Genomic DNA, 19791 nt, shown 5'->3' with positions numbered 1-19791 from the left:
CATGTGGGGAGGGCGTGGCATTTTTGCAACTAGTCAGGCCAGCCGACTCTCTACGTTTCGAGCATGATCTTATCGGAAAACCGGTTCCCACTTCTCCGGATCATGCTCAGCTCCGCCACGGCTTTAGCGTATGAATCTCCCAACGGCCACGGCTGCTTTGGCAACCGGCCCCCTGGAGCCAGCTTTCGGTGGTGCCGTTGACATAACTCGCCAGGAAATCGCGGCACTTGCGGCCGTCCTCGGCGGCGTAGGATTGCGCGATCGGCGTTACCGAGCCGCGCGCGCCGGTTTCCGGATTCTCCCAGTGCTGGCTGGCGTCCTTGTCACCCATGCTGAGCACGTCGGAGGCGGCGTTGCGGGCAAAGGCCAGGTCGGTCTCGGTCGGTGCGGAGTCCTTGGCCGGCCGCGCGATCGAACCCGTGCGGTCGCCGTCGTCAGCCTTGGCGTAGGCGTTGGTGTCGGTGCGGGACATGCTGCAGCCGGCGGCGCCGAGACCGATCAGAATCGTTGTAAGGACGAAGCTGGATGACCGCATCGCCGATAGGCCAACGCGTCCCCATGCCCTATATAGGACAGTAGCAGATGACAGCGCGCTTTGGGCCGCGGGACGCAATTCGGACTCCAGACATGACCGACACGACCTCGATGAAACACCAGACACCCTTAACATCCGGTGATTTCACCGCCGCCGACGAGCCGTTTGCGCTGTTCGAGGCCTGGTTGAACGAGGCGATCAAGAGCGAGCCGAACGATCCGAACGCGATGGCGCTTGCAACCGTCGATCCCGATGGCCTGCCTGACGTGCGCATGGTGCTGATGAAGGGCTTCGATACCGGAGGCTTCGTCTTCTACAGCCACATCGCCAGCCAGAAAGGCCGCGAACTTGCCGCAAATCCTAAGGCGGCTTTACTTTTTCACTGGAAGTCGCTCCGCCGTCAGGTCCGCATCCGCGGCAACGTGACGCCGGTGACGGATGCCGAGGCCGACGCCTATTTCGCAACACGACCGAAGCAGGCGCAGATCGGCGCCTGGGCCAGCAAGCAGTCGCAAGAGCTCGAGAGCCGCTTCGCCTTCGAGCAGGCCATAGCCAAGGTCGCGGCCAAATACGTCATCGGCGAGGTGCCGCGTCCGCCCGGCTGGAGCGGTTGGCGCATCACTCCTGTTCGCATCGAGTTCTGGCACGACCGTCCGTTCCGCCTGCACGACCGCATCGAATTTCGTCGTGACGCGGCCGGCCGGCCGTGGTCCAAGACGCGGATGTATCCTTGAGCTTTGCCTCAACCATTGGCCCGACCTGAAAGATGTCCATGCCGCATTCGTCCAATGCGCCGCGCCGCACGCTGCTCCTGACCGGAGCGAGCCGCGGCATCGGCCACGCCACCGTGATCCGCTTCTCCTCGGCGGGCTGGCGCGTCATCACCTGTTCGCGGCATGCCTTCCCCGAGGATTGCCCGTGGGATGCGGGCCCTGAGGATCACATCCAGGTCGACCTCGGCGACCCCCAGGACACCGCACGCGCGATCTCGGAAATCCGGAGCCGCCTCGAAGGCGGCATGCTGCATGCCCTCGTCAACAACGCCGCGATCTCGCCCAAGGGGCCCGGCGGCTCCCGCCTCGGCTCGGTCGACACCGATCTCGACACCTGGACGCACGTCTTCAACGTCAATTTCTTCGCGCCGATCATGATCGCGCGTGGCCTGATGGAGGAATTGAAGGCGGCCAAGGGCTCGGTCGTGAACGTCACCTCGATCGCCGGCTCGCGCGTGCATCCCTTCGCGGGCGCGGCGTACGCGACCTCCAAGGCGGCGCTTGCCGCACTGACGCGCGAGATGGCCTCCGACTTCGGCCGCATCGGCGTGCGCGTCAACGCGATCGCGCCGGGCGAGATCGACACCTCGATCCTGTCGCCGGGCACCGAGAAGATCGTCGACCAGCAGATTCCGATGCACCGTCTCGGCACGCCCGACGAAGTCGCCAAGATCGTCTACGTGCTGTGCACGGACACCAGTTCTTACGTCAACGGCGCCGAGATCCACATCAACGGCGGCCAGCACGTCTAGGTAATCCTCTCTCCTCTCATTGCGAGCGCAGCGAAGCAATCCAGACTGCCTCCGCGGAGACGGTCTGGACTGCTTCGTCGCTTCGCTCCTCGCAATGACGAAATTTTGCGCTTAGGCAAGCCAGGCGATCCAGACAACGCCGCCGCAAGACTGGATCGCCCGCCCTTCCTTCCGCTCCTCAGTCCAGGCGAATTCGACGCGACCGTTCGCGCAGCCGCGGTGTGGCTGCGTTGAATGCCGTCGAGCAATCGTCATCGTTCTCACCATCGAGCAGCGGAGCACCACAGTGTCGGCACATGCGCACCGACAACGACGGCGCCTTGCCGCTCGCCACCACCTGACGATAGCTCGTCAGATCGATGACGTTGGGGAGCGTCGTTATGTGTTTTTCAACCATGGTTCTTCCTCGCGGCTAACCCGCTGCTTATCGCAGACAAGTTTCGCGCAAACGTTCAGCCCACCGCTCAAATTTTACCGGAGGAATTGGGGCACGGCACACACATCACAGCGCGGCCGCAATGACGCTCTATTCTGCGACACCATCAGCCTTGGCTTGGCAACCGGCGTAAGGTCTCGGTAGCCATTTCGAAAAACGCGAGCCGGATCACAGCCACTTCTTCCATTTGAAGATCCAGTACGGCACGACGGCCGCGATCACCATCAGCACCAGCGCATACGGATAGCCGTGCGCCCATTCGAGTTCCGGCATCGCCTTGAAGTTCATGCCGTAGATCGAGGCGATCAGCGTCGGCGGCATCAGGACAACGGCCATGACCGAAAACAGCTTGATGATGTTGTTCTGCTCGAGGTTGACGACGCCGAGCATGGCGTCGAGCACGAAGGTGATCTTGCTGGAGAGATAGGAGGCGTGGTCGGTCAGCGAGGCGACGTCGCGCTGCATGGTCTTGAGCTGCTCGCGCATGTCCTTGGACCATTTCACGCCCTCCACCACCGCCGACAGGAAGGTGACGACGCGGCCGATCGACACCAGGCTCTCACGGACCTTGGAGGTCAGGTCGCCCTTGCGGCCGATCGAGATCAGGATCTGCGAATATTGCTTGGCGTGGCCGTGGCGCTCGCTTTCCGGCTCGAAGATGTCGTGGCTGACCTGGTCGATTTCCGTGCCGCAGCGTTCCAGAATGTCTGCGCAGCGGTCGATCACGGCGTCCAGCAGTTCCATCAGCACCATCTCGCCCGTGATCGCAGGGGCGCAGGTGCGGGCAAGCTTCGCCTCCACCAGGGCGAAAGGCTTGGGCTGGTCGTAGCGCACAGTGACCAGGCGGTGGTCGCCCAGGATGAAGGTCACCGCTGTGGTCCGGGGCATATCGGTATCGGAATGACACATCAGTGTCGCGGTCATGTAGCGCGCGCCGTTCTCGATATAGAGGCGGCTGGAGATCTCGATTTCCTGCATGTCCTCGCGGGTCGGGATCGCGATGCCCAGCAGCCGTTCCACGGCCTTGTCCTCGGCTGCGGTCGGATTGACCAGGTCGACCCACACGGCGTGATCGGGCACCGCCCCGAGATCGTTGACGACGGCCTTCTTCAAGGAGGTGTCGGTGGGGACGAACACAGAAAACATGAACAACTCCAGCAGAGGGCCTGCGACAGAATGACTGCCCTTAGCGCGATTCTGACAAGTTCATGATGACAACCACATTAACGGAGCATTTGCATTTGTGGCGGCCGCACGGCCCAACTGTGGCGCGACTCGACAACTGTGCTTTTCGCGCCAAAAAGCCAGCCGATCCGCGGAAAACTTGCGGCAAAAAAGCCACAGGTTGGGTCTCGCAGCGCGGGATAAGCCCCTAAAAGCTGGAATTGTGGCAGATTTCAACGATAATGAACTCAACGGAGTCGAAGGCCTTGGGTGCTACGCTTCAAGGACCTGCGCGGTATTTGTTTGATTGGAACCAAACCATGTCGTCGCTGAAAGTTATGTTGGGCGTTTTGGCTGCGGGCTTCATGCTCTCGGGTTGCATGCAGGCCACGCATTACGAAGCCACCAACACCCAGAATTTCAAGCCGAAGGACAAGGAACTCCTTGCCAAGATCCGGTACGAAAATACGCCGGTGGCAGAGCCGTTCCGTCGTGCCATTGTCGATTACCACCGCAAGGAGGCGCCGGGCTCGATCGTGGTCGATTCCGACAACCATTACCTCTACTACGTGATGGATGGCGGCAAGGCGATCCGCTACGGCATCACCGTCGGCGAAGAGGCCATGGCCTGGTCCGGCATCGCCAAGGTTGGCAGCATGACGGAATGGCCGGCTTGGCACCCGACGCCGGGTGAGATCTCGCGTCTGGGCGTTCCGACCTACGTCGCCCCCGGTCCGGACAATCCGATGGGCTCGCGCGCGATGTACCTGTACTCGGGCGGCAAGGACACGCTGTTCCGTATCCACGGCACCAACCAGCCCGAATATATCGGCGCTTCGATCTCTTCGGGTTGCATCCGCCTGACCAACGAGGACGCAATCGACCTCTACAGCCGCGTCAAGATCGGCACCATCGTCGTGGTGCTCGAGCCGAAGCATGGCGACTCGCCCTACAATTCGCGCCTCGCGCTGCAGGGCGGCGGCGGTTTTCCGAGCAGCAATTAGCGGATTCCATGTGATCTGAAGGCTTTTGAAAAGCGCCGGTCTTACCGGCGCTTTTTTGTTGCCGGCTTGCTCTTGCCGGACTTGGCTGCTGGCTTGTCCGCCGGCGCGGCAGGCTTCTCCTGATCGTCGGCCCCTTCCTTGGGACCTTCCGACTTGACACCTTCCGACTTGGCGCCTTCCGACTTGGCAGCTTCCGACTTGGCGGCGACCTCGCGTGGCGGCGCCTCCGCGGGGCGCTCCGCCGGCAGCAGGGGCGCGATCTGCGGCAAGGGATCCCACACGTTCCACTGGCAAATGCGGTAGTCGTTGCGGCGCTGCGCGAGATCGAGGTGGATGTGATCCTCGTGATACCAGTCCGAGCCCGGGCCGAGCACGGTGGAGAAGCGCGCGCAAACCGAATGCAGCACGCGCTCGCGCACGTCGCGGGATAGGGTACGATCGGTCAGGCCGATCGTTTGCCCGTTGGCGAGCTTGAGCGAACGGACGTCGAGCGCGTTGGCCTTGCCGTGCTCGGACAGCATCGCGCCGGCGACGCGGTTGCGGCCACGACACTCGAAGCTGTCGAAATTGTCCAGATCAGTGATGGTCGAGGCGAGGCTGTTAGCCAGCGGCGCCATGTCGGTGCGCACCCAATCCGCAATCGCCGACGCCATGGTACAGCGGAGAATCGCCGCCGGTTTGACCGCGACCTTGCGCTTGTCCGGCAGCACGATGGCCTCCAGCCGCACCAGGTCTTCGCCGCCGCAGGCGCCGGGGCCGTGGATGTCGGGAATGGATGGCGCGACCGCGATCTCCTCGGTCAGCGCAAGCCGGCACGCCGAGAGTTGCTTCTCGGGGGGCGGCGCAGCCTCGGCCGGCTTGCTTCCGTTTGGCTTGTCTGGAGAGGGCTTGTCCGGGGAAGCCTTGTCGTCAGCCTCCGGCGCAGCCTCGTCGGTTGGCTTGCCCGTTCCTTTGGGAGCGTCCTCGGGGCGAGGCTTTGGTAGCGGTATCTTGGTCGCATGAACGCTCCGGTGCCTCCGTGGCGTACCAAGACCAAAGATATCGAGCGGTGCAGCATAGTTTCGGGCATCCACGGGCTCAGGCAGCACAATAGCTAGCCCAAGCGCAGCGGTAACCATTGCCGCGCCGGCGGACATATTGCCGCGATAAGACCATTTGCGGCGAAAGTCCGGCAGGCTAAAACTCATGTCAATTCTTTGGCCCTGCGCTGAGAGCGGCAATACGCCCAGCGATTTCTCGGAGGAACGTCTGAATGCTCGGTTTGATGCAAGATTGGCCCCTGCTCTGTCACCGGATCATCGAACACGCCGCCAAGATTCACGGCAAACAGGAGGTCGTCACGCGATCGGTCGAAGGACCGATCCATCGCACCACCTACGCCGAAATCCACCAGCGGGCGCTCAAGGTCTCGCAGATGCTGGAGCGCGACGGCATCACGCTCGGCGACCGCGTCGCCACGATCGCCTGGAACACTTGGCGCCATCTCGAAGTCTGGTACGGCATCATGGGCATCGGCGCCATCTGCCATACCGTCAATCCCCGCCTTTTCCCCGAGCAGATCGCCTGGATCATCAACCATGCGCAGGACCGCATCGTGATGGTCGACCTGACCTTCGTGCCGGTCGTCGAGAAGCTCGCCGACAAGCTGCCGAGTGTCGAGCGGTACATCATCCTCACCGACAAGGCGCATATGCCCGAGACCACGTTGAAGAATGTCGTGGCCTACGAGGACTGGATCGCCGAGGCCGACGGCAAATTCAAATGGAAGGACTTTGACGAGAACACGGCAGCTGCGATGTGCTACACCTCGGGCACCACGGGCGATCCGAAGGGTGTGCTGTATTCGCATCGCTCCAACGTGCTGCACGCGCTGATGGCCAACAATGTCGATGCGCTCGGCACCAGCGCCTCCGAGACAATGCTGCCGGTGGTTCCGCTGTTCCATGCCAACAGTTGGGGCATCGCTTTCTCCGCGCCCTCGCAGGGCACCAAGCTGGTGATGCCCGGCGCCAAGCTCGACGGCGCCTCGGTCTACGAACTGCTCGCAACCGAAAAGGTGACGCACACCGCCGGCGTGCCCACCGTGTGGCTGATGCTGCTCCAGCACATGACCGCCAATAATCTGAAGCTGCCGCATCTGAAGATGGTGATCTGCGGCGGCTCGGCGATGCCGCGCTCGATGATCAAGGCCTTCCTCGACATGGGCTCGAACGTGCGCCACGCCTGGGGCATGACCGAGATGAGCCCGATCGGCACCGTCGCTGCGTTGAAGCCGCCGCACCAGAATGCGACCGGCGAGGCGCGGCTCGACGTCCTGCAGATGCAGGGCTATGCGCCCTTCGCGGTCGAGATGAAGATCACCGACGATGCCGGCAAGGAGCTGCCCTGGGACGGCAAGACCTTTGGCCGCCTCAAGGTCTCCGGCCCCGCGGTCGCAAAGGCCTATTTCCGCCTCGACACCAACATCCTCGATGAGGAGGGCTTCTTCGACACCGGCGACGTCGCGACCATTGACGAGGGTGGCTATATGCGGATCACCGACCGCTCCAAGGACGTGATCAAGTCCGGTGGCGAGTGGATCTCCTCGATCGACCTCGAAAACCTCGCGGTCGGCCACCCTGCCGTGGCGGAAGCTGCCGTGATCGGCGTCTTCCACCCGAAATGGGACGAGCGCCCGCTCTTGATCGTCCAGCTCAAGCAGGGCCAGCAGGCCACGCGCGAGGACATCCTGAAGTTCATGGACGGCAAGATCGCCAAATGGTGGATGCCCGACGACGTCGCCTTTGTCGAGGGCATCCCGCATACCGCGACCGGCAAGATCCTGAAGACCGCATTGCGCGACCAGTTCAAGGATTATCGCTTCCCGAACGCGGCAGCGTAGGGACACTCACGTCATTCCGGGGCGATGCCAGCAGGCATCGAACCGGAATCTCGAGATTCCGGGTTCGGCTCTTTGAGCCGCCCCGGAATGACGGACTGCAACAACCGGGACTCCCTTGAATTTGCCGCCAGACCGTGGTCTCAACGGCTGATCGTCGCGCCAAATCGGCCGGCACCGCCCCAAAACCCCCGTTGAGCTCATCCGATGGCCCGCAGGTTTTCCGCTCCCTATCAGACGGAGCCCGTGTCCAGCCTCGCCACCTGGGCGCGCAATCTGGCCGTGTTCGCGGTGGTGGCGGTGGTGGTGTCGGTCATCATCGTCCGCTTCGACTTCCTGGAGATGAAACCGGCGCTGGCCACCTTTTTTGGCGGGCTCGCGATCGCTGGACTGTCCATCCTGTTCGGCCTCGCTGGCTTTGCCGCGATCTGGCAGAACGGCTCGCGCGGCATGGCGCGCATCCTGCTCGCCTTCCTGATCGACGGAGCGATTCTCGCCTATCCGACCTATCAGGCGCTGCTTTACCGCAAGCTGCCTCACATCTACGACGTCACGACCGACCCGATCGACCCGCCGCGCTTCGAGGCGCTGTCGCGCCTGCGCACCGGCGACGGCACCAACACCGCCGTCTATGCCGGGCTGTATTCGGCTGAGCAGCAGCGTCAGTTCTATCCCGAGATCGAACCGGTCGAGCTCGAGATCCCCGTCGACCGCGCCTATGCGATCGCGCGCCAGCTCGTCATCAAGCGCAAATGGACCGTCATCGACGAACGCGAGCCGCAGCCGCCGCGCCGCATGGGCCGCATCGAGGCGGTGGCGCGCACGCCGATCATGGGCTTTCGCGAGGATGTCTCGATCAGGGTCGTGCCTGACGGCGACGATTCCCGCGTCGATATCCGCTCAGCCTCGCGCTATTTCGACAGCGATCTCGGCAGCAACGCCGCGCGCGTGACGAAGTTCATCGATGATCTCAACACCGCGGCCGAGGCCGATGCGCTGAAGCCGGCGAAGAAGACCCCGGTGGCGCCGCCACCCAAGGCTCCGGCAAAGACTGTGAAGAAATAGCTCCCGCCGTCATTCCGGGGCGCCGCAAAGCGGCGAACCCGGAATCCATTCCTCCAAAAACGCTGCAGCCCGATGGATTCCGGGCTCGATGCTTCGCATCGCCCCGGAATGACAGCTAGGCCATCCGGTACGTCCCGCCAATCACGGGATCGCCGTCCGTCGCGACGATGCCGCGTGCGACGAGGTCTTCCAGATGCGCCAGCACGGAATAGCCGGCGGCCGTCGTCAGCCTGGGATCGATGCCGATATAGATCGCGCGCACCATGGACGGGATATCGGTCTCGCCCTTGGCGAGGCGGTGCAGGATCGAGGCCTCACGCGCCTTGCGGTGACGGATCAGGAAGCGCACGAAGCGTTGCCCCTCCGGGATCTCCGGGCCGTGGCCGGAGAAATACAGATCCTCCTCGCGCGCAGCGAGCCGATTTAGCGATTCCATATAGTCGATCATGGAGCCATCGGGCGGCGCCACGATCGAGGTCGACCAGCCCATCACGTGATCGCCGACGAAGTTGAATTTTCGCTCGGGCCAGGCAAAGGCGAGATGATTGGCGGTGTGGCCGGGCGTCGCCACGGCTTCGAGCCGCCAGCCGGCGCCTTCGACGACGTCACCATGGGCGATCCTGATATCGGGCACGAAGTCGCGATCCGATCCGGATTCCGGATTGTGCTTCTCGCTCTCGAAGCGGGGCCGCGAGGCGCGATGCGGGCCCTCGGCATAAACTGGCGCGCCGGTCGCCTGCTTGATCCGCGCCGTGTTCGGCGAGTGGTCGCGGTGGGTGTGGGTGACGAAGATGTGGCTCACCGTCTCGCCGCGCACGGCATCGAGCAGAGCGGCCGCATGGGCCTCATCATCAGGACCGGGATCGATGATCGCGACGTTGCCCGTGCCGACGATGTAGCTGACGGTGCCGGTGAAGGTGAACGGACTCGGATTGTTACACAGCACGCGCCGCACGCCGGGGCGGACTTCCTCGACGACGCCGGCCTTCAGCGGAAAGTTGCGGTTGAACGGGACGTCGTCATTGTCGGACATGGCAATTCCTGTAGCCGCACCCTCTGCCGTCATACCCCGCGAAGGCGGGGTATCCAGTACGCCGTGGCGTCCGTGGCGAAGGTGGGGTCTCTGGGATACTGGATCGCCCGCCTGCGCGGGCGATGACAGTTGAGCAAGACAACCACCACGGAATTTGTAGCGCTCAGAAAAACGCCTGAATGCCCGTGATGGCGCGGCCCAGGATCAGGGCGTGGACGTCGTGGGTGCCCTCGTAGGTGTTGACCGTCTCGAGGTTATGGACGTGGCGCATCACGTGGAATTCGGCCGAGATGCCGTTGCCGCCGTGCATGTCGCGCGCGACGCGGGCGATGTCGAGCGCCTTGCCGCAATTGTTGCGCTTCATGATCGAGATCATCTCGGGCGCGAACTTGCCCTCGTCCATCAGACGGCCGACACGAAGCGAACCCTGCAGGCCGAGCGCGATCTCGGTCTCCATGTCGGCGAGCTTCTTCTGCACCAGCTGGGTCGCGGCGAGCGGCCTGCCGAACTGCTTGCGGTCGAGCGTGTATTGGCGGGCGCGATGCATGCAGTCTTCGGCGGCGCCGAGCGCGCCCCAGGAGATGCCATAGCGGGCGCGGTTGAGGCAGCCAAACGGGCCCTTGAGGCCGGAGACGTTGGGCAGCAGCGCGCTTTCAGGAACCACGACGCCGTCCATCACGACCTCGCCGGTGATGGAGGCGCGCAAGCTCAGCTTGCTGCCGATCTTCGGCGCCGAGAGGCCCTTCATGCCCTTCTCCAGCACGAAGCCGCGGATCTGGTTGTCGTGCTCGGCCGACTTGGCCCAGATCACGAACACATCGGCGATCGGCGCGTTCGAGATCCACATCTTGCTGCCGGTCAGGCGATAGCCGTCCGAGACCTTCTCGGCGCGGGTCTTCATGCCGGCCGGGTCGGAGCCGGCGTCAGGCTCGGTCAGGCCGAAGCAGCCGACCCACTCGCCGCTGGCAAGCTTCGGCAGGTACTTCTTGCGCTGGTTCTCGTCGCCATAGGCGTAGATCGGGTACATCACCAGCGACGACTGCACCGAGTTCATCGAGCGATAGCCGGAATCGACCCGCTCGATCTCGCGCGCGACGAGGCCGTAAGCCACGTAGCTCGCATTGGCGCAGCCATACTCCTCGGGCAGCGTGATGCCGATCAGGCCGAGCTCTCCCATCTCGTTGAAGATCTCGCGATCGGTCTTCTCTTCCAGATAGGCCTTGGTGACGCGTGGCAGCAGCTTGTCCTGGGCGTAGGCGCGCGCCGTGTCGCGCACCATGCGCTCGTCTTCGGTGAGCTGCTCGTCGAGCAGGAACGGATCGTCCCATTGGAAGGAAGCCGCGGCCGGCTTGTCCTTGGTCTGAGGGCGCACGCTCATGAAACGTCCTTTCGCATCTGGTTCCGTCTAGAAATTGCCCGACAAACTAAAGCGCCAGCGCAACAAGTGCAATTGCGTTGGCGTCAGCTTTCAAGCTGCTCGTTGGCGACGATCTCGATGCCGAAGCCGGAGAGGCCCTTGTAGTCGTGCACCGACGAGGTGAGATGGCGGATCGAGGTGACGCCGAGATCACGCAGGATCTGCGCGCCGACGCCGACCTCGCGCCACTGGCGGTTGCGGTCAGCCTCCGTCGATGTCTCATCCGGCAGCGGCGAGACCGGAACGCCGGCCGCGCCATCGCGCAAGTAAACCAGCACACCGCGGCCCGATTTCTTGAAGTGCTCGAGCACGACCGCCATGCGCTTGTGGCCGGTAAAGGTGTCCTTGACGATGTTCGGCTTGTGGAAGCGCGTCAGCACATTCTTGCCGTCGCCGACGCCGTTGTAAACGAACGCAACGTGGGCGATGGAATCGAACGGCGAGCGGTAGGCATAGCCCTGAAGCGGGCCGATCGGGCTTTCGGTCGTGAAGGTCGACACCCGCTCGATCAGCTTTTCGCGCGCCTGCCGGTAGGCGATCATGTCGGCGATGGTGACGTGCTTCAGCTTGTGCCTGGCGGCGAACTGGGCGACCTGCTCGCCCTTCATCACGCTGCCGTCGTCGTTCATCAATTCGCTGATGACGCCGACCGGCGGAAGCCCTGAGAGCTTGCAGAGATCGACCGCGGCCTCGGTATGGCCGGAGCGCAGCAGCACGCCGCCGTCCTTGGCGATCAGCGGGAAGATGTGGCCGGGACGGGCGAAGTCGTTGGCGCCGACATTGGGATTGGCGAGCGCACGGCAGCAGGAGGCGCGCTCCTCGGCCGAGATGCCGGTGCCGCCGTCGGGCTTGTAGTCGATCGAGACCGTAAAGGCGGTGGTGTGCGCGGAATCGTTGTGGGCGACCATCGGATCGAGCCGCAGCCGGCGCGCATCCTCGGGGGTAATGGGCGCGCAGACGATGCCGGAGGTGTGGCGGATGATGAAGGCCATCTTTTCCGCCGTGCAGAATGAGGCGGCGACGATCAGATCGCCCTCGCCCTCGCGGTCCTCGTCGTCGGTCACGACGACGAGCTCGCCCCGGGCAAAGGCCTGCAAAACTTCCTGAACGGTATCGGGCATTTCCCAATCTCTTAATGGTGTGGGCGGGAGGCTTAGCCGGACTCCGATCCATGCGCTAGTGCCCCGGCCGCAACCGCATATGCGCCGTACCGGCCTTGAGCCTTGTACCGGCGGATACCAGCCATATAGGCGTGGCGGGGGCGCGCGGAAGGTGTCCGAACCTTCCCCTGACCAGACCCGCTCCGCGCCTGATAGAGCTGTGCAATCCCCGGCAATAGGGTAGTCAGGATCGTGGCTGCCGGGCAAACTACGCCAAGGGTGACAAGGGTGAAACGGGCAATGCACCAGATGAGATTCGTCGCTCCACTCCTCGCGGGCCTCTTGTGCCCCCTCGTCCTGGTCACGCCGGCGCTCGCACAAAGCAAGGTCGAGATCGAGCAGACCTTCGCCAGCTCGCTCACAGCGATGCCGAAGGAGGAGCTTGCCATCTCCGGTGGCTTCTACGTGCCGGCCTATTCCAGCGTGGCGATGAGCCAGGGCAAGCTGCGGGTCGACTTCTCGGTGACGCTGAGCGTCCACAACGCCTCCGAGACGCAAGCACTGGTGGTCAGGCGCATCGCCTATTTCGACACCGCCGGGAAACAGGTCGAGAGCTATCTGAAGGCACCGGTCGCGGTGAAGCCGCTCGCCACCATCTCGATCGTCATTCCGACCGACGATGTGCGCGGCGGGACCGGAGCCAATTTCATCGTCGACTGGGCCGCCACGGGCGAGATCGCCGAGCCCGTCGTCGAGGCCTTGATGGTTGGCGGCGTCGCCAATGCGCATTACGCTTTCATCAGCCAGGGACGTCCGACCAGGACGGTGGGCAAGAAGTAACGCGGCCGCTGCTTCGAGCGGGTGCCGTCGCGAGCGCCCACCGAAACCACGAAAACAACCCCATGCACAGTAGCCGCATCAGTGAAATCAACGCATTGTTCCCATGCGCGATGAGGATGCGGATTTTACGAATTTCGTTTGACGCGTCGGGCAAAACACTGGCATGATGTCATGATCGACATCGCGGCGCCCGGTCGGCACCACGCCGGCCTGCCTAATAAAAACAACACTCAATAAAAAACAACGAGGAACCCCATGACGTCCAGCTTTGACTTCGCGCCCCTGTTTCCCGCAGGGCTGCCGGCCCCTTCTGCGCGCTGGACGGGCCTTGCCAAATACAGCTTTGTCGGCGGCAACAACGATTCCGAGCAGCTGCCGCTCGATGAGCTGATCGAGGCCGCCAAACAGGCCCTGCAACGCGAGGGCCGCTCGCTCGCCACCTACGGGCTGGCGCACGGCCCGCAAGGTTACATCCCCCTGCGCGAGTTCCTGGTGACAAAGTTGAAGCGCGATGCCGGCATCAGCTGCACGGTCGACGATCTCATGATCGTCTCCGGCTCGCTGCAGGCGCTCGACCTCGTCAACAACACGCTGCTTTCGCGCGGCGACACCGTGATCGTCGAGCAGGAGACCTACCAGGGGGCGTTGCAGCGGCTGACGCGCCTCGGCGTCAACACCGTCGGCATTCCCCTCGACGACGACGGCATGCGGATGGATGCGCTAGCCTCGGCGCTGGCGGACCTCAGGAGCCGCGGCATCCGGCCGAAATACATCTACACCATCCCGACCGTGCAGAACCCGACCGGCAGCATCATGCCGGAGAGCCGCCGCGCCGAGCTGCTGCGGCTGTCGGCCGAACATGGCGTGCCTGTCTTCGAGGACGATTGCTATGCCGACCTGGTCTGGTCGGGGCATCGCCCACCGGCGATCTACGCGATGAGCCGGAACGGCGGGGTGATCCATATCGGCTCATTCTCGAAGTCGATCGCGCCGGCGCTGCGCGTCGGCTTCATCGTGTCGCCCTGGGAGGTGATGTCGCGGATGCTGGCGCTGAAGACGGATGCCGGCTCCGGCGCGCTGGAGCAGATGGTGCTCGCCAGCTATTGCAAGCCGCATTTCGCCAGCCATGTGCCGGCGCTGTCCAAGGCGCTGCGCACCAAGCTCGATACGCTGATGGAAGCCCTCAACGAGCAGTTCGGGACCGCGGCCGAGTTCAGGGAGCCCAAAGGCGGCATCTTCCTGTGGGTGAAGCTGCCCGACCAGGTCGATACGCTCAAGCTCTATCAGGCTGCGCTCGCTGCCGGCGTCTCGATCAATCCGGGCCCGGAATGGTCGACCAACAAAGGCTATTCAAGCTCGCGCCTGCGGCTGTGCTTTGCGAGTCCGTCGCATCAGCAGATTCGCGAGGGCGTCGCCGTGCTGGCCGAAATCTGCCGCAAGGAGTTCGGCGTGCCGGCCCGCAGCGCCAATGTGGAGAAGCGTGCGTAGCGCGCGATGAAGTTAGGATCAATCGACGTGCGGGATCGCCTCTCCCCGACGGGGAGAGGTGAACTGAGCTCCCGGTTCGCATCGATTAACCAAAACACATTCCGCTTGAGCGGCACATCAGGCCACCCGAGGCTGGCTGCCGTGGATCGCGGAGGCTAGCCGCAATAACAGGACGATCGAGACGTTGCCCTTGCCGGCCTCGATCTGGGCGATATACCGCTCTGAAATCCCGGAGCGTCGCGCCAGCTCCCGGCGCGACAGCTCGCAGCGGGCGCGGGACGTCTTCAGACGCTCGCCCAGCTCCGCCAGAAACGCGGTCTCCGAACAAGGCGGCGCGGCACAGCTCCCCGGCAGCACCTCACCCGCGAAATCCATGACTTGATTCAGCATTGCTTTCACCACGTTCGCCTTCGGGAGCGTCATCTTACCCCGTAGGCGCGTGGCCTCATTGACGCGGATCAAATTCGCGCGCGATCGCGACCTGCCGTGGACGATCGAGACGGGGATGCTAGACTTTGCTTGGAATTATTCGAGGCGGGGCCTTTCGGGACATGATGCGTCATTTGAGCCGCTGGACCAGCGCGGCGGTGCTTTGGGTTGCGTTCACTTCGATCGCGCGTGCCGAGACGCTCGCGGCGACGATCGAGCAATGGGGCTTGCTCGGGTCATGGGCGGTCGACTGCGCTGTCACGCCCGACCGCGACAAGGGCGCGGTGCTGACTTACGAAATCCGGAAGGACGGCCGGGTGATGTACCGGCGCAATTTCGGTGACGTCAAGGATGAGAACGAGGTGGTGTCCGCCTCCGTCGACGCCGAAGGCCTGCTCAACCTGATGGTCTACTTCGCATCGTTGCATCAGACGCGCGAATTCGGATTGCTGCATGCGAATGACGGCAGCCTGCGCGCGATCTATAATCGCAGCGATCGGGACGAATACACGATCAAGGATGGCAAATACGTGAAGACTGGCGCGCCGACGCCTCCACAGCAACGCTGCACTCAACCATCGTCCTGATCCTGAACATCCATTCAGAATTCTCTTCCCGTTCCCTTGGGAACGTTCGCGCGAATGCGCCGTTTGAATTTGCATTCGATTGGAGGAGGACATCATGAAGAAGCTTGGTTATGTCGTTGCCGCTCTGGGTGCGCTCGCGGTTGCGGCGCCGACGCTGGCAAGTGCTGAGACTGTGATCGTCAAGCACGGCCATCACGGCCTGTACGGCGCCCGCGCCGAATTCCGCGAGCATCGCGACTATGGCCTGCATCGCGGCTGGCGCCATCACGACCGCGTCGTGGTGATCAAGCATCGCCATCACCACATGGACTACTAACGCGCAACGCAACTGGAAATGGCCCCTCGCGGGGCCATTTCTATGCGTTCTGCGCCCTCTCCCTTGCAAGGCGAGACGGGCGATAGGTATCTCTCCACAAGTCCGAAAAATCGGAGGGTGGGCAAAGACGCACTTGCGCCGTGCCCACGACCAGGAGGTGGGCACGCTCCCGCCTTCGCTCTTCGAGCTACGGCGGGCAAGTCGCTTTGCCCACCCTACGATACTTCGCGAGCCCATCAATCCCACTGCGGCGCGAAGCCCGGATTGACGCAGCGCTTGTCCTTCGGCAGCGCGGCGATCTTCTTGCGATCGGCATCATCCAGCTTGATCTTCAGCGCATCCAGATTGGCCTGCTGGCTCTCGCGGCGTGACGCCTTGGGGATCGCGGCAACGCCGTCCTGGTCGAGCAGCCATCTCAATGCGACCTGTGCCGCGCTCGCGTTGTGTTTCGCGCCGATCTCGGCGAGCACCGAGTCCGAAGCAAAACGCCCCTGCGCCAGCGGGCAATAGGCGACCAGCGGGATCGACTTCGCGCTGAGATAGGCCAGCAGCTTCGATTGATCCAGCATCGCATGATATTCGACCTGGTTGCAGGCGATCGGCGCCTTGATGTCCTCGAGCGCGATCTTGAGCAATGCCGTAGTGAAATTGGCAACGCCGATCGCCCGCGTGCGCCCCTCCTCTTTCAGCTTCATCAAGGTCTCGAACACCGCGCCCCAGTTCGCCGATCTCGACGGCCAGTGCACGAGATAGAGGTCGACATGGTCGAGCCTGAGCTTTGCCAGGCTGGCGTCGAAGGCGCGGCGTATCGCATCCGGGCTGAGATTCTCGTGCCAGACCTTGGTCGTGACATGCAACTCGCCGCGCGGCACGGAGCTAGCGGCGAGCGCGGCGCCGATGGCCTCCTCGTTGGCGTACATTTCGGCGGTGTCGATGTGGCGATAGCCGATCGACAGCGCGCTCTCGACCGCTTCGCGGCAGACATCGCCCTGCATGCGGAAGGTCCCGAGGCCGAGCTTGGGCATGCTGATGCCCCGTGTTTTCAGATGGTCCATGGAACAGGCTCCTGAGATATTGCAGCCCGCCGGATGCACGCGGCGATGCCGCGTGAGCAGACTCTTCGGTGATGGAAAAGAGGTGGCGGGAGCGGGCATGATAGCGCGGCAGGCGCGCGGCGGCTAATCAATATCGGGTTAGGGCCGCCTCTCCAGCGAGCGCAGGGCCCGTCGTATATGAGCTCGCGAGGCCCGAGCGAGCGCCTCGTCCTTCGAGACGACCGCTTCCAGCGGTCTCCTCAGGATGAGGCTAAACAGCAGCGTCGCCCATCGAGACCGCTGCCACACATTCCACCCTCATCCTGAGGGCCCGCCGGAGGCGGGCGTCTCGAAGGATGGCCGCAGGCGAGCTATCCGCCACGCTTCCTCATAGGCGATAGTCCCGGCGCAAGCGGCAGAGGCGTATGATCAGCAGCTACGCCTCAATGCTTCCAGTTGCAGATGCCGCCGGAACGGCACGGCCAGGTCTGGATGCGGGTGTCCATCGCCTGCGCGTCGAGCGGATTGGCGTGGCGATGCGCGAGCCTGGTGCGGGCTGCGCCGCGCGGCTGGCTGCTCTTGCTGTGAGCGATCTTGGTGTCAGCGATCTTGGTGTCAGCGATCTCGGTGTGAGCGATCTTGGGCTCGGAGACGTGCACGCGTTCGGCCGCGACCTTCTTCGGCACGTCGACCGGCTCGGCCCGGGCCTGCGCCTCATTGCCGCCCTTCGCTTCCAGCGCGACCGGAGCGAAATGCGTCTCGGGCCCGAGCCGCTTCGGCGACAGCACGGCCTTGGAGAGATCGAGACCGAGATATTCGTCAGGCTTGTAATCGTCAGCGCGCGCGATACCGCCCACTGCGAGCACGAGGGCAATGGCAACCACACTGGGAATGCTTTTCAGGACCACGGACGCCTCCTGAAATTGATTAGTTAAGGAGTAATTTACCCCTATTTAGGAGGCGCCGCGTGCATTTCCAGCGGCCAAATGTAACAGTGGTTAAGAAGTTTGGCGGGGTCAGGCGACCTTTCGCGTCGCACCCGTCCCATCCAGGAACCCGATCAGCCTGTTACGAATGATTTGTTCCGCCTCAATCATGATGCGATCGATGAGTTCCTTGCAGCTGGGGATGTCGTGGATGAGGCCTGCGACCATGCCGCAGCTCCAGGCGCCGGCATCCATCTGCCCTTCCAGCATGATCCTGGGATAGACGCCCGCGACCTGGTCGTGGATGTCGGCGATCGTGAGCTTGTCGCCCCTGGCGTGCTCGATCTCGAGCAGGCGCTCGACATTGGCGTTCTTCAAGACGCGCTCGGTGTTGCGCAAGCCCCGCATGATCAGGCGGGTGTCGAGCTCGGTCGCCGCGACCAGCGCGTTCTTCACGTTCTGATGCACCGGCGCTTCCTTGGTGGCGATGAAACGCGTGCCCATGTTCATGCCTGATGCGCCCAGCGCCAGCGCCGCGACGAGGCTGCGGCCGTCGGCCATGCCCCCGGAGGCGACGAACGGGATCTTCAACTCCTCCGCTGCGCGCGGCAGCAGGATCATGTTGGGAATGTCGTCCTCGCCGGGATGGCCGCCGCACTCGAAGCCGTCGACGCTGACGGCGTCGCAGCCGATGCGCTCGGCCTTCAGCGAATGACGCACCGAGGTGCATTTGTGGATCACCTTGATGCCCGCCGCCTTCAGCGCCGGCATGTATGCTTCCGGGCTGCGGCCCGCGGTCTCCACCGCCTTGATGCCGCCTTCGACGATGGCGGCGATGTATTCCGGATAAGGCGGGGCCGAGAAAGCCGGCAGGAAGGTGAGGTTCACGCCGAACGGCTTGTCGGTCATGTCGCGGCAGCGGGCGATTTCCTTGGCCAGCAGCTCCGGCGTCTTCTGGGTGAGGCCGGTGATGATGCCGAGGCCTCCGGCATTGGAGACGGCAGCGGCAAGCTCGGCAAAGCCGACGAAATGCATGCCGCCCTGGATGATGGGATGCTCGATGCCGAACAGTTCGGTGATCGCGGTCTTCACTTCATTCTCCTCCCCGGAATTTGCCTGATGTTGCGTTCAGTCTAGCCGGACTTTTGCGCAGCGGTCACCATGTCTCACCGAAGGGGCGGATCTCCATTTCGAAGGTCCAGGCGCTCTTCGGCTGCTGATAAAGCTGCCAATAGGACTCGGCGACGGCCGACGGAGGCATCAGCAGGTCGGGATTGTCGAGCGCGTTGGGGCCGAGCGCCTCGAGCCGGCGCTGTCGCACCCATTCGGTGTCGACGCCGGCATCGATGATGAGATGGGCGACATGGATATTCTTCGGCCCGAGCTCGCGCGCCATCGCCTGCGCCACGGCGCGCAAGCCAAACTTGGCGCTGGCAAAGGCGGCAAAGCCGCTGCCGCCGCGCAAGGACGCGGTCGCACCGGTGAAGAAGATATTGCCGCCACCGCGCGGCAGCATCAGCCGCGCCGCCTCGCGGCCGGCGAGGAAACCGGAATAGCAGGCCATCTCCCACACTTTCCGGAACACGCGTTCGGTGGTGTCGAGGATCGGGAAATTGACGTTGGCGCCGACATTGAAGATGCAGACCTCCAGCGGCGCATGCTTGTCGGCGTCGTTGAGGAAGGAGATGACCTCCTCCTCCTTGCGCGCGTCCAGCGACCGCGCGTGGATCTCACCGCCGGCGGCTTCGATATCCTTCACCAGCGGCGCCAGCTTGTCGCCGTTGCGGCGGCCTGCGTAGATCGAGAAGCCTTCGGCTGCGAATTTCTTGGCTATCTCGGCGCCGATGAAATCGCCGGCCCCGATCACGGCCGCGGTCGCGTTTCGCCTGGACATCGTCGCCTCCTCCGATGAGAGCATGATTGAGCCGGAGGCTATAGTTCTAAAATAGAACTGTCAAACTTGCGATCCGAATGCTAGCTTCATGCCGAAATAGCCGTGTTCATTCAAAGTCAG

21 protein-coding genes are annotated in these 19791 nt (G+C 63.5%); 9 read left to right on the top strand and 12 right to left on the bottom strand.

Annotated features, from left to right (window positions below):
* Positions 1-106: 106 nt before the first annotated feature.
* A complete protein-coding gene (locus HYH07_RS36680; RefSeq protein WP_312016616.1) occupies positions 107-472 on the bottom strand; it encodes an RT0821/Lpp0805 family surface protein in 366 nt (121 codons plus the stop codon).
* Between the two features lie 155 nt (positions 473-627).
* Here HYH07_RS36680 and pdxH point away from each other — a divergent pair, with 155 nt between their 5' ends.
* Together pdxH and HYH07_RS00590 are read left to right on the top strand one after the other, a co-directional pair.
* Complete coding sequence (pdxH, locus tag HYH07_RS00595) at positions 628-1269, top strand: pyridoxamine 5'-phosphate oxidase (protein ID WP_220000621.1); 642 nt, start codon at positions 628-630, stop codon at positions 1267-1269.
* 38 nt (positions 1270-1307) lie between these two features.
* A complete protein-coding gene (locus HYH07_RS00590; protein WP_220000620.1) occupies positions 1308-2060 on the top strand; it encodes an SDR family NAD(P)-dependent oxidoreductase in 753 nt (250 codons plus the stop codon).
* Positions 2061-2238: 178 nt separating this feature from the next.
* On the opposite strand, the gene HYH07_RS00585 is transcribed toward HYH07_RS00590, so the two are convergent.
* The gene (locus HYH07_RS00585; RefSeq protein WP_220000619.1) at positions 2239-2457 is read right to left on the bottom strand and encodes a hypothetical protein; all 219 of its coding nucleotides are present in this window, start codon (positions 2455-2457) and stop codon (positions 2239-2241) included.
* Positions 2458-2664: 207 nt separating this feature from the next.
* Positions 2665-3642 (bottom strand): magnesium transporter CorA family protein, encoded by a 978-nt coding sequence (locus HYH07_RS00580; protein ID WP_220000618.1) that lies wholly within the window; start codon positions 3640-3642, stop codon positions 2665-2667.
* A gap of 338 nt (positions 3643-3980) precedes the next feature.
* Between HYH07_RS00580 and HYH07_RS00575 the strand changes: the two genes are divergently transcribed.
* Positions 3981-4664, top strand: coding sequence for a L,D-transpeptidase (locus tag HYH07_RS00575; RefSeq protein ID WP_057753617.1), 684 nt, complete (start codon positions 3981-3983; stop codon positions 4662-4664).
* Positions 4665-4705: 41 nt separating this feature from the next.
* On the opposite strand, the gene HYH07_RS00570 is transcribed toward HYH07_RS00575, so the two are convergent.
* Positions 4706-5851: an extensin family protein gene (locus HYH07_RS00570; protein ID WP_220000617.1), complete on the bottom strand. Its 1146-nt coding sequence runs from the start codon at positions 5849-5851 to the stop codon at positions 4706-4708.
* Between the two features lie 65 nt (positions 5852-5916).
* Here HYH07_RS00570 and HYH07_RS00565 point away from each other — a divergent pair, with 65 nt between their 5' ends.
* Together HYH07_RS00565 and HYH07_RS00560 are read left to right on the top strand one after the other, a co-directional pair.
* Positions 5917-7545: a fatty-acid--CoA ligase gene (locus HYH07_RS00565; protein WP_220000616.1), complete on the top strand. Its 1629-nt coding sequence runs from the start codon at positions 5917-5919 to the stop codon at positions 7543-7545.
* 204 nt (positions 7546-7749) lie between these two features.
* On the top strand, positions 7750-8607 hold the full coding sequence (locus HYH07_RS00560) for a DUF1499 domain-containing protein (protein WP_220000615.1): 858 nt from the start codon (positions 7750-7752) through the stop codon (positions 8605-8607).
* A 115-nt stretch (positions 8608-8722) separates the two neighbouring features.
* Here HYH07_RS00560 and HYH07_RS00555 read toward each other — a convergent pair whose 3' ends face one another.
* The 3 genes from HYH07_RS00555 to ribB all read right to left on the bottom strand — a co-directional run bounded on the left by HYH07_RS00555 (position 8723) and on the right by ribB (position 12178).
* Positions 8723-9640, bottom strand: a complete 918-nt coding sequence (locus HYH07_RS00555; RefSeq protein WP_220000614.1) for an MBL fold metallo-hydrolase — start codon at positions 9638-9640, stop codon at positions 8723-8725.
* 163 nt (positions 9641-9803) lie between these two features.
* On the bottom strand, positions 9804-11018 hold the full coding sequence (locus tag HYH07_RS00550) for an acyl-CoA dehydrogenase (protein WP_057753629.1): 1215 nt from the start codon (positions 11016-11018) through the stop codon (positions 9804-9806).
* An 83-nt stretch (positions 11019-11101) separates the two neighbouring features.
* Complete coding sequence (gene ribB / locus HYH07_RS00545) at positions 11102-12178, bottom strand: 3,4-dihydroxy-2-butanone-4-phosphate synthase (protein WP_220000613.1); 1077 nt, start codon at positions 12176-12178, stop codon at positions 11102-11104.
* A gap of 288 nt (positions 12179-12466) precedes the next feature.
* Here ribB and HYH07_RS00540 point away from each other — a divergent pair, with 288 nt between their 5' ends.
* Entirely contained in the window at positions 12467-12997 is a 531-nt protein-coding gene (locus tag HYH07_RS00540; protein ID WP_220000880.1) for a DUF3124 domain-containing protein, read from the top strand.
* A 255-nt stretch (positions 12998-13252) separates the two neighbouring features.
* Positions 13253-14485 carry a PLP-dependent aminotransferase family protein gene (locus HYH07_RS00535; protein WP_220000612.1) on the top strand — a complete coding sequence of 411 codons (1233 nt, stop codon included), beginning with the start codon at positions 13253-13255 and terminating at the stop codon, positions 14483-14485.
* A gap of 117 nt (positions 14486-14602) precedes the next feature.
* Here HYH07_RS00535 and HYH07_RS00530 read toward each other — a convergent pair whose 3' ends face one another.
* Positions 14603-14875, bottom strand: a complete 273-nt coding sequence (locus HYH07_RS00530) for a helix-turn-helix domain-containing protein (RefSeq protein WP_220000879.1) — start codon at positions 14873-14875, stop codon at positions 14603-14605.
* Between the two features lie 161 nt (positions 14876-15036).
* Between HYH07_RS00530 and HYH07_RS00525 the strand changes: the two genes are divergently transcribed.
* Both HYH07_RS00525 and HYH07_RS00520 read left to right on the top strand, forming a co-directional pair.
* Positions 15037-15501 carry a hypothetical protein gene (locus tag HYH07_RS00525; protein ID WP_220000611.1) on the top strand — a complete coding sequence of 155 codons (465 nt, stop codon included), beginning with the start codon at positions 15037-15039 and terminating at the stop codon, positions 15499-15501.
* Positions 15502-15595: 94 nt separating this feature from the next.
* Positions 15596-15817, top strand: a complete 222-nt coding sequence (locus HYH07_RS00520; protein ID WP_220000610.1) for a hypothetical protein — start codon at positions 15596-15598, stop codon at positions 15815-15817.
* A 236-nt stretch (positions 15818-16053) separates the two neighbouring features.
* Here HYH07_RS00520 and HYH07_RS00515 read toward each other — a convergent pair whose 3' ends face one another.
* From HYH07_RS00515 to HYH07_RS00500, 4 genes are all read right to left on the bottom strand, one after another.
* Positions 16054-16872, bottom strand: a complete 819-nt coding sequence (locus tag HYH07_RS00515; protein ID WP_220000609.1) for an aldo/keto reductase — start codon at positions 16870-16872, stop codon at positions 16054-16056.
* 422 nt (positions 16873-17294) lie between these two features.
* Positions 17295-17759, bottom strand: coding sequence for a hypothetical protein (locus HYH07_RS00510; protein ID WP_220000608.1), 465 nt, complete (start codon positions 17757-17759; stop codon positions 17295-17297).
* Between the two features lie 108 nt (positions 17760-17867).
* Positions 17868-18869, bottom strand: a complete 1002-nt coding sequence (locus HYH07_RS00505; RefSeq protein WP_220000607.1) for a nitronate monooxygenase family protein — start codon at positions 18867-18869, stop codon at positions 17868-17870.
* Positions 18870-18933: 64 nt separating this feature from the next.
* A complete protein-coding gene (locus HYH07_RS00500; RefSeq protein WP_057753882.1) occupies positions 18934-19671 on the bottom strand; it encodes an SDR family oxidoreductase in 738 nt (245 codons plus the stop codon).
* Positions 19672-19791 lie beyond the last annotated feature (120 nt).

This window comes from Bradyrhizobium sp. BR 10261 (genome assembly GCF_019455395.1).
Taxonomy (GTDB): domain Bacteria; phylum Pseudomonadota; class Alphaproteobacteria; order Rhizobiales; family Xanthobacteraceae; genus Bradyrhizobium; species Bradyrhizobium manausense.
This window is presented reverse-complemented; position numbering and strand designations above follow the sequence as displayed.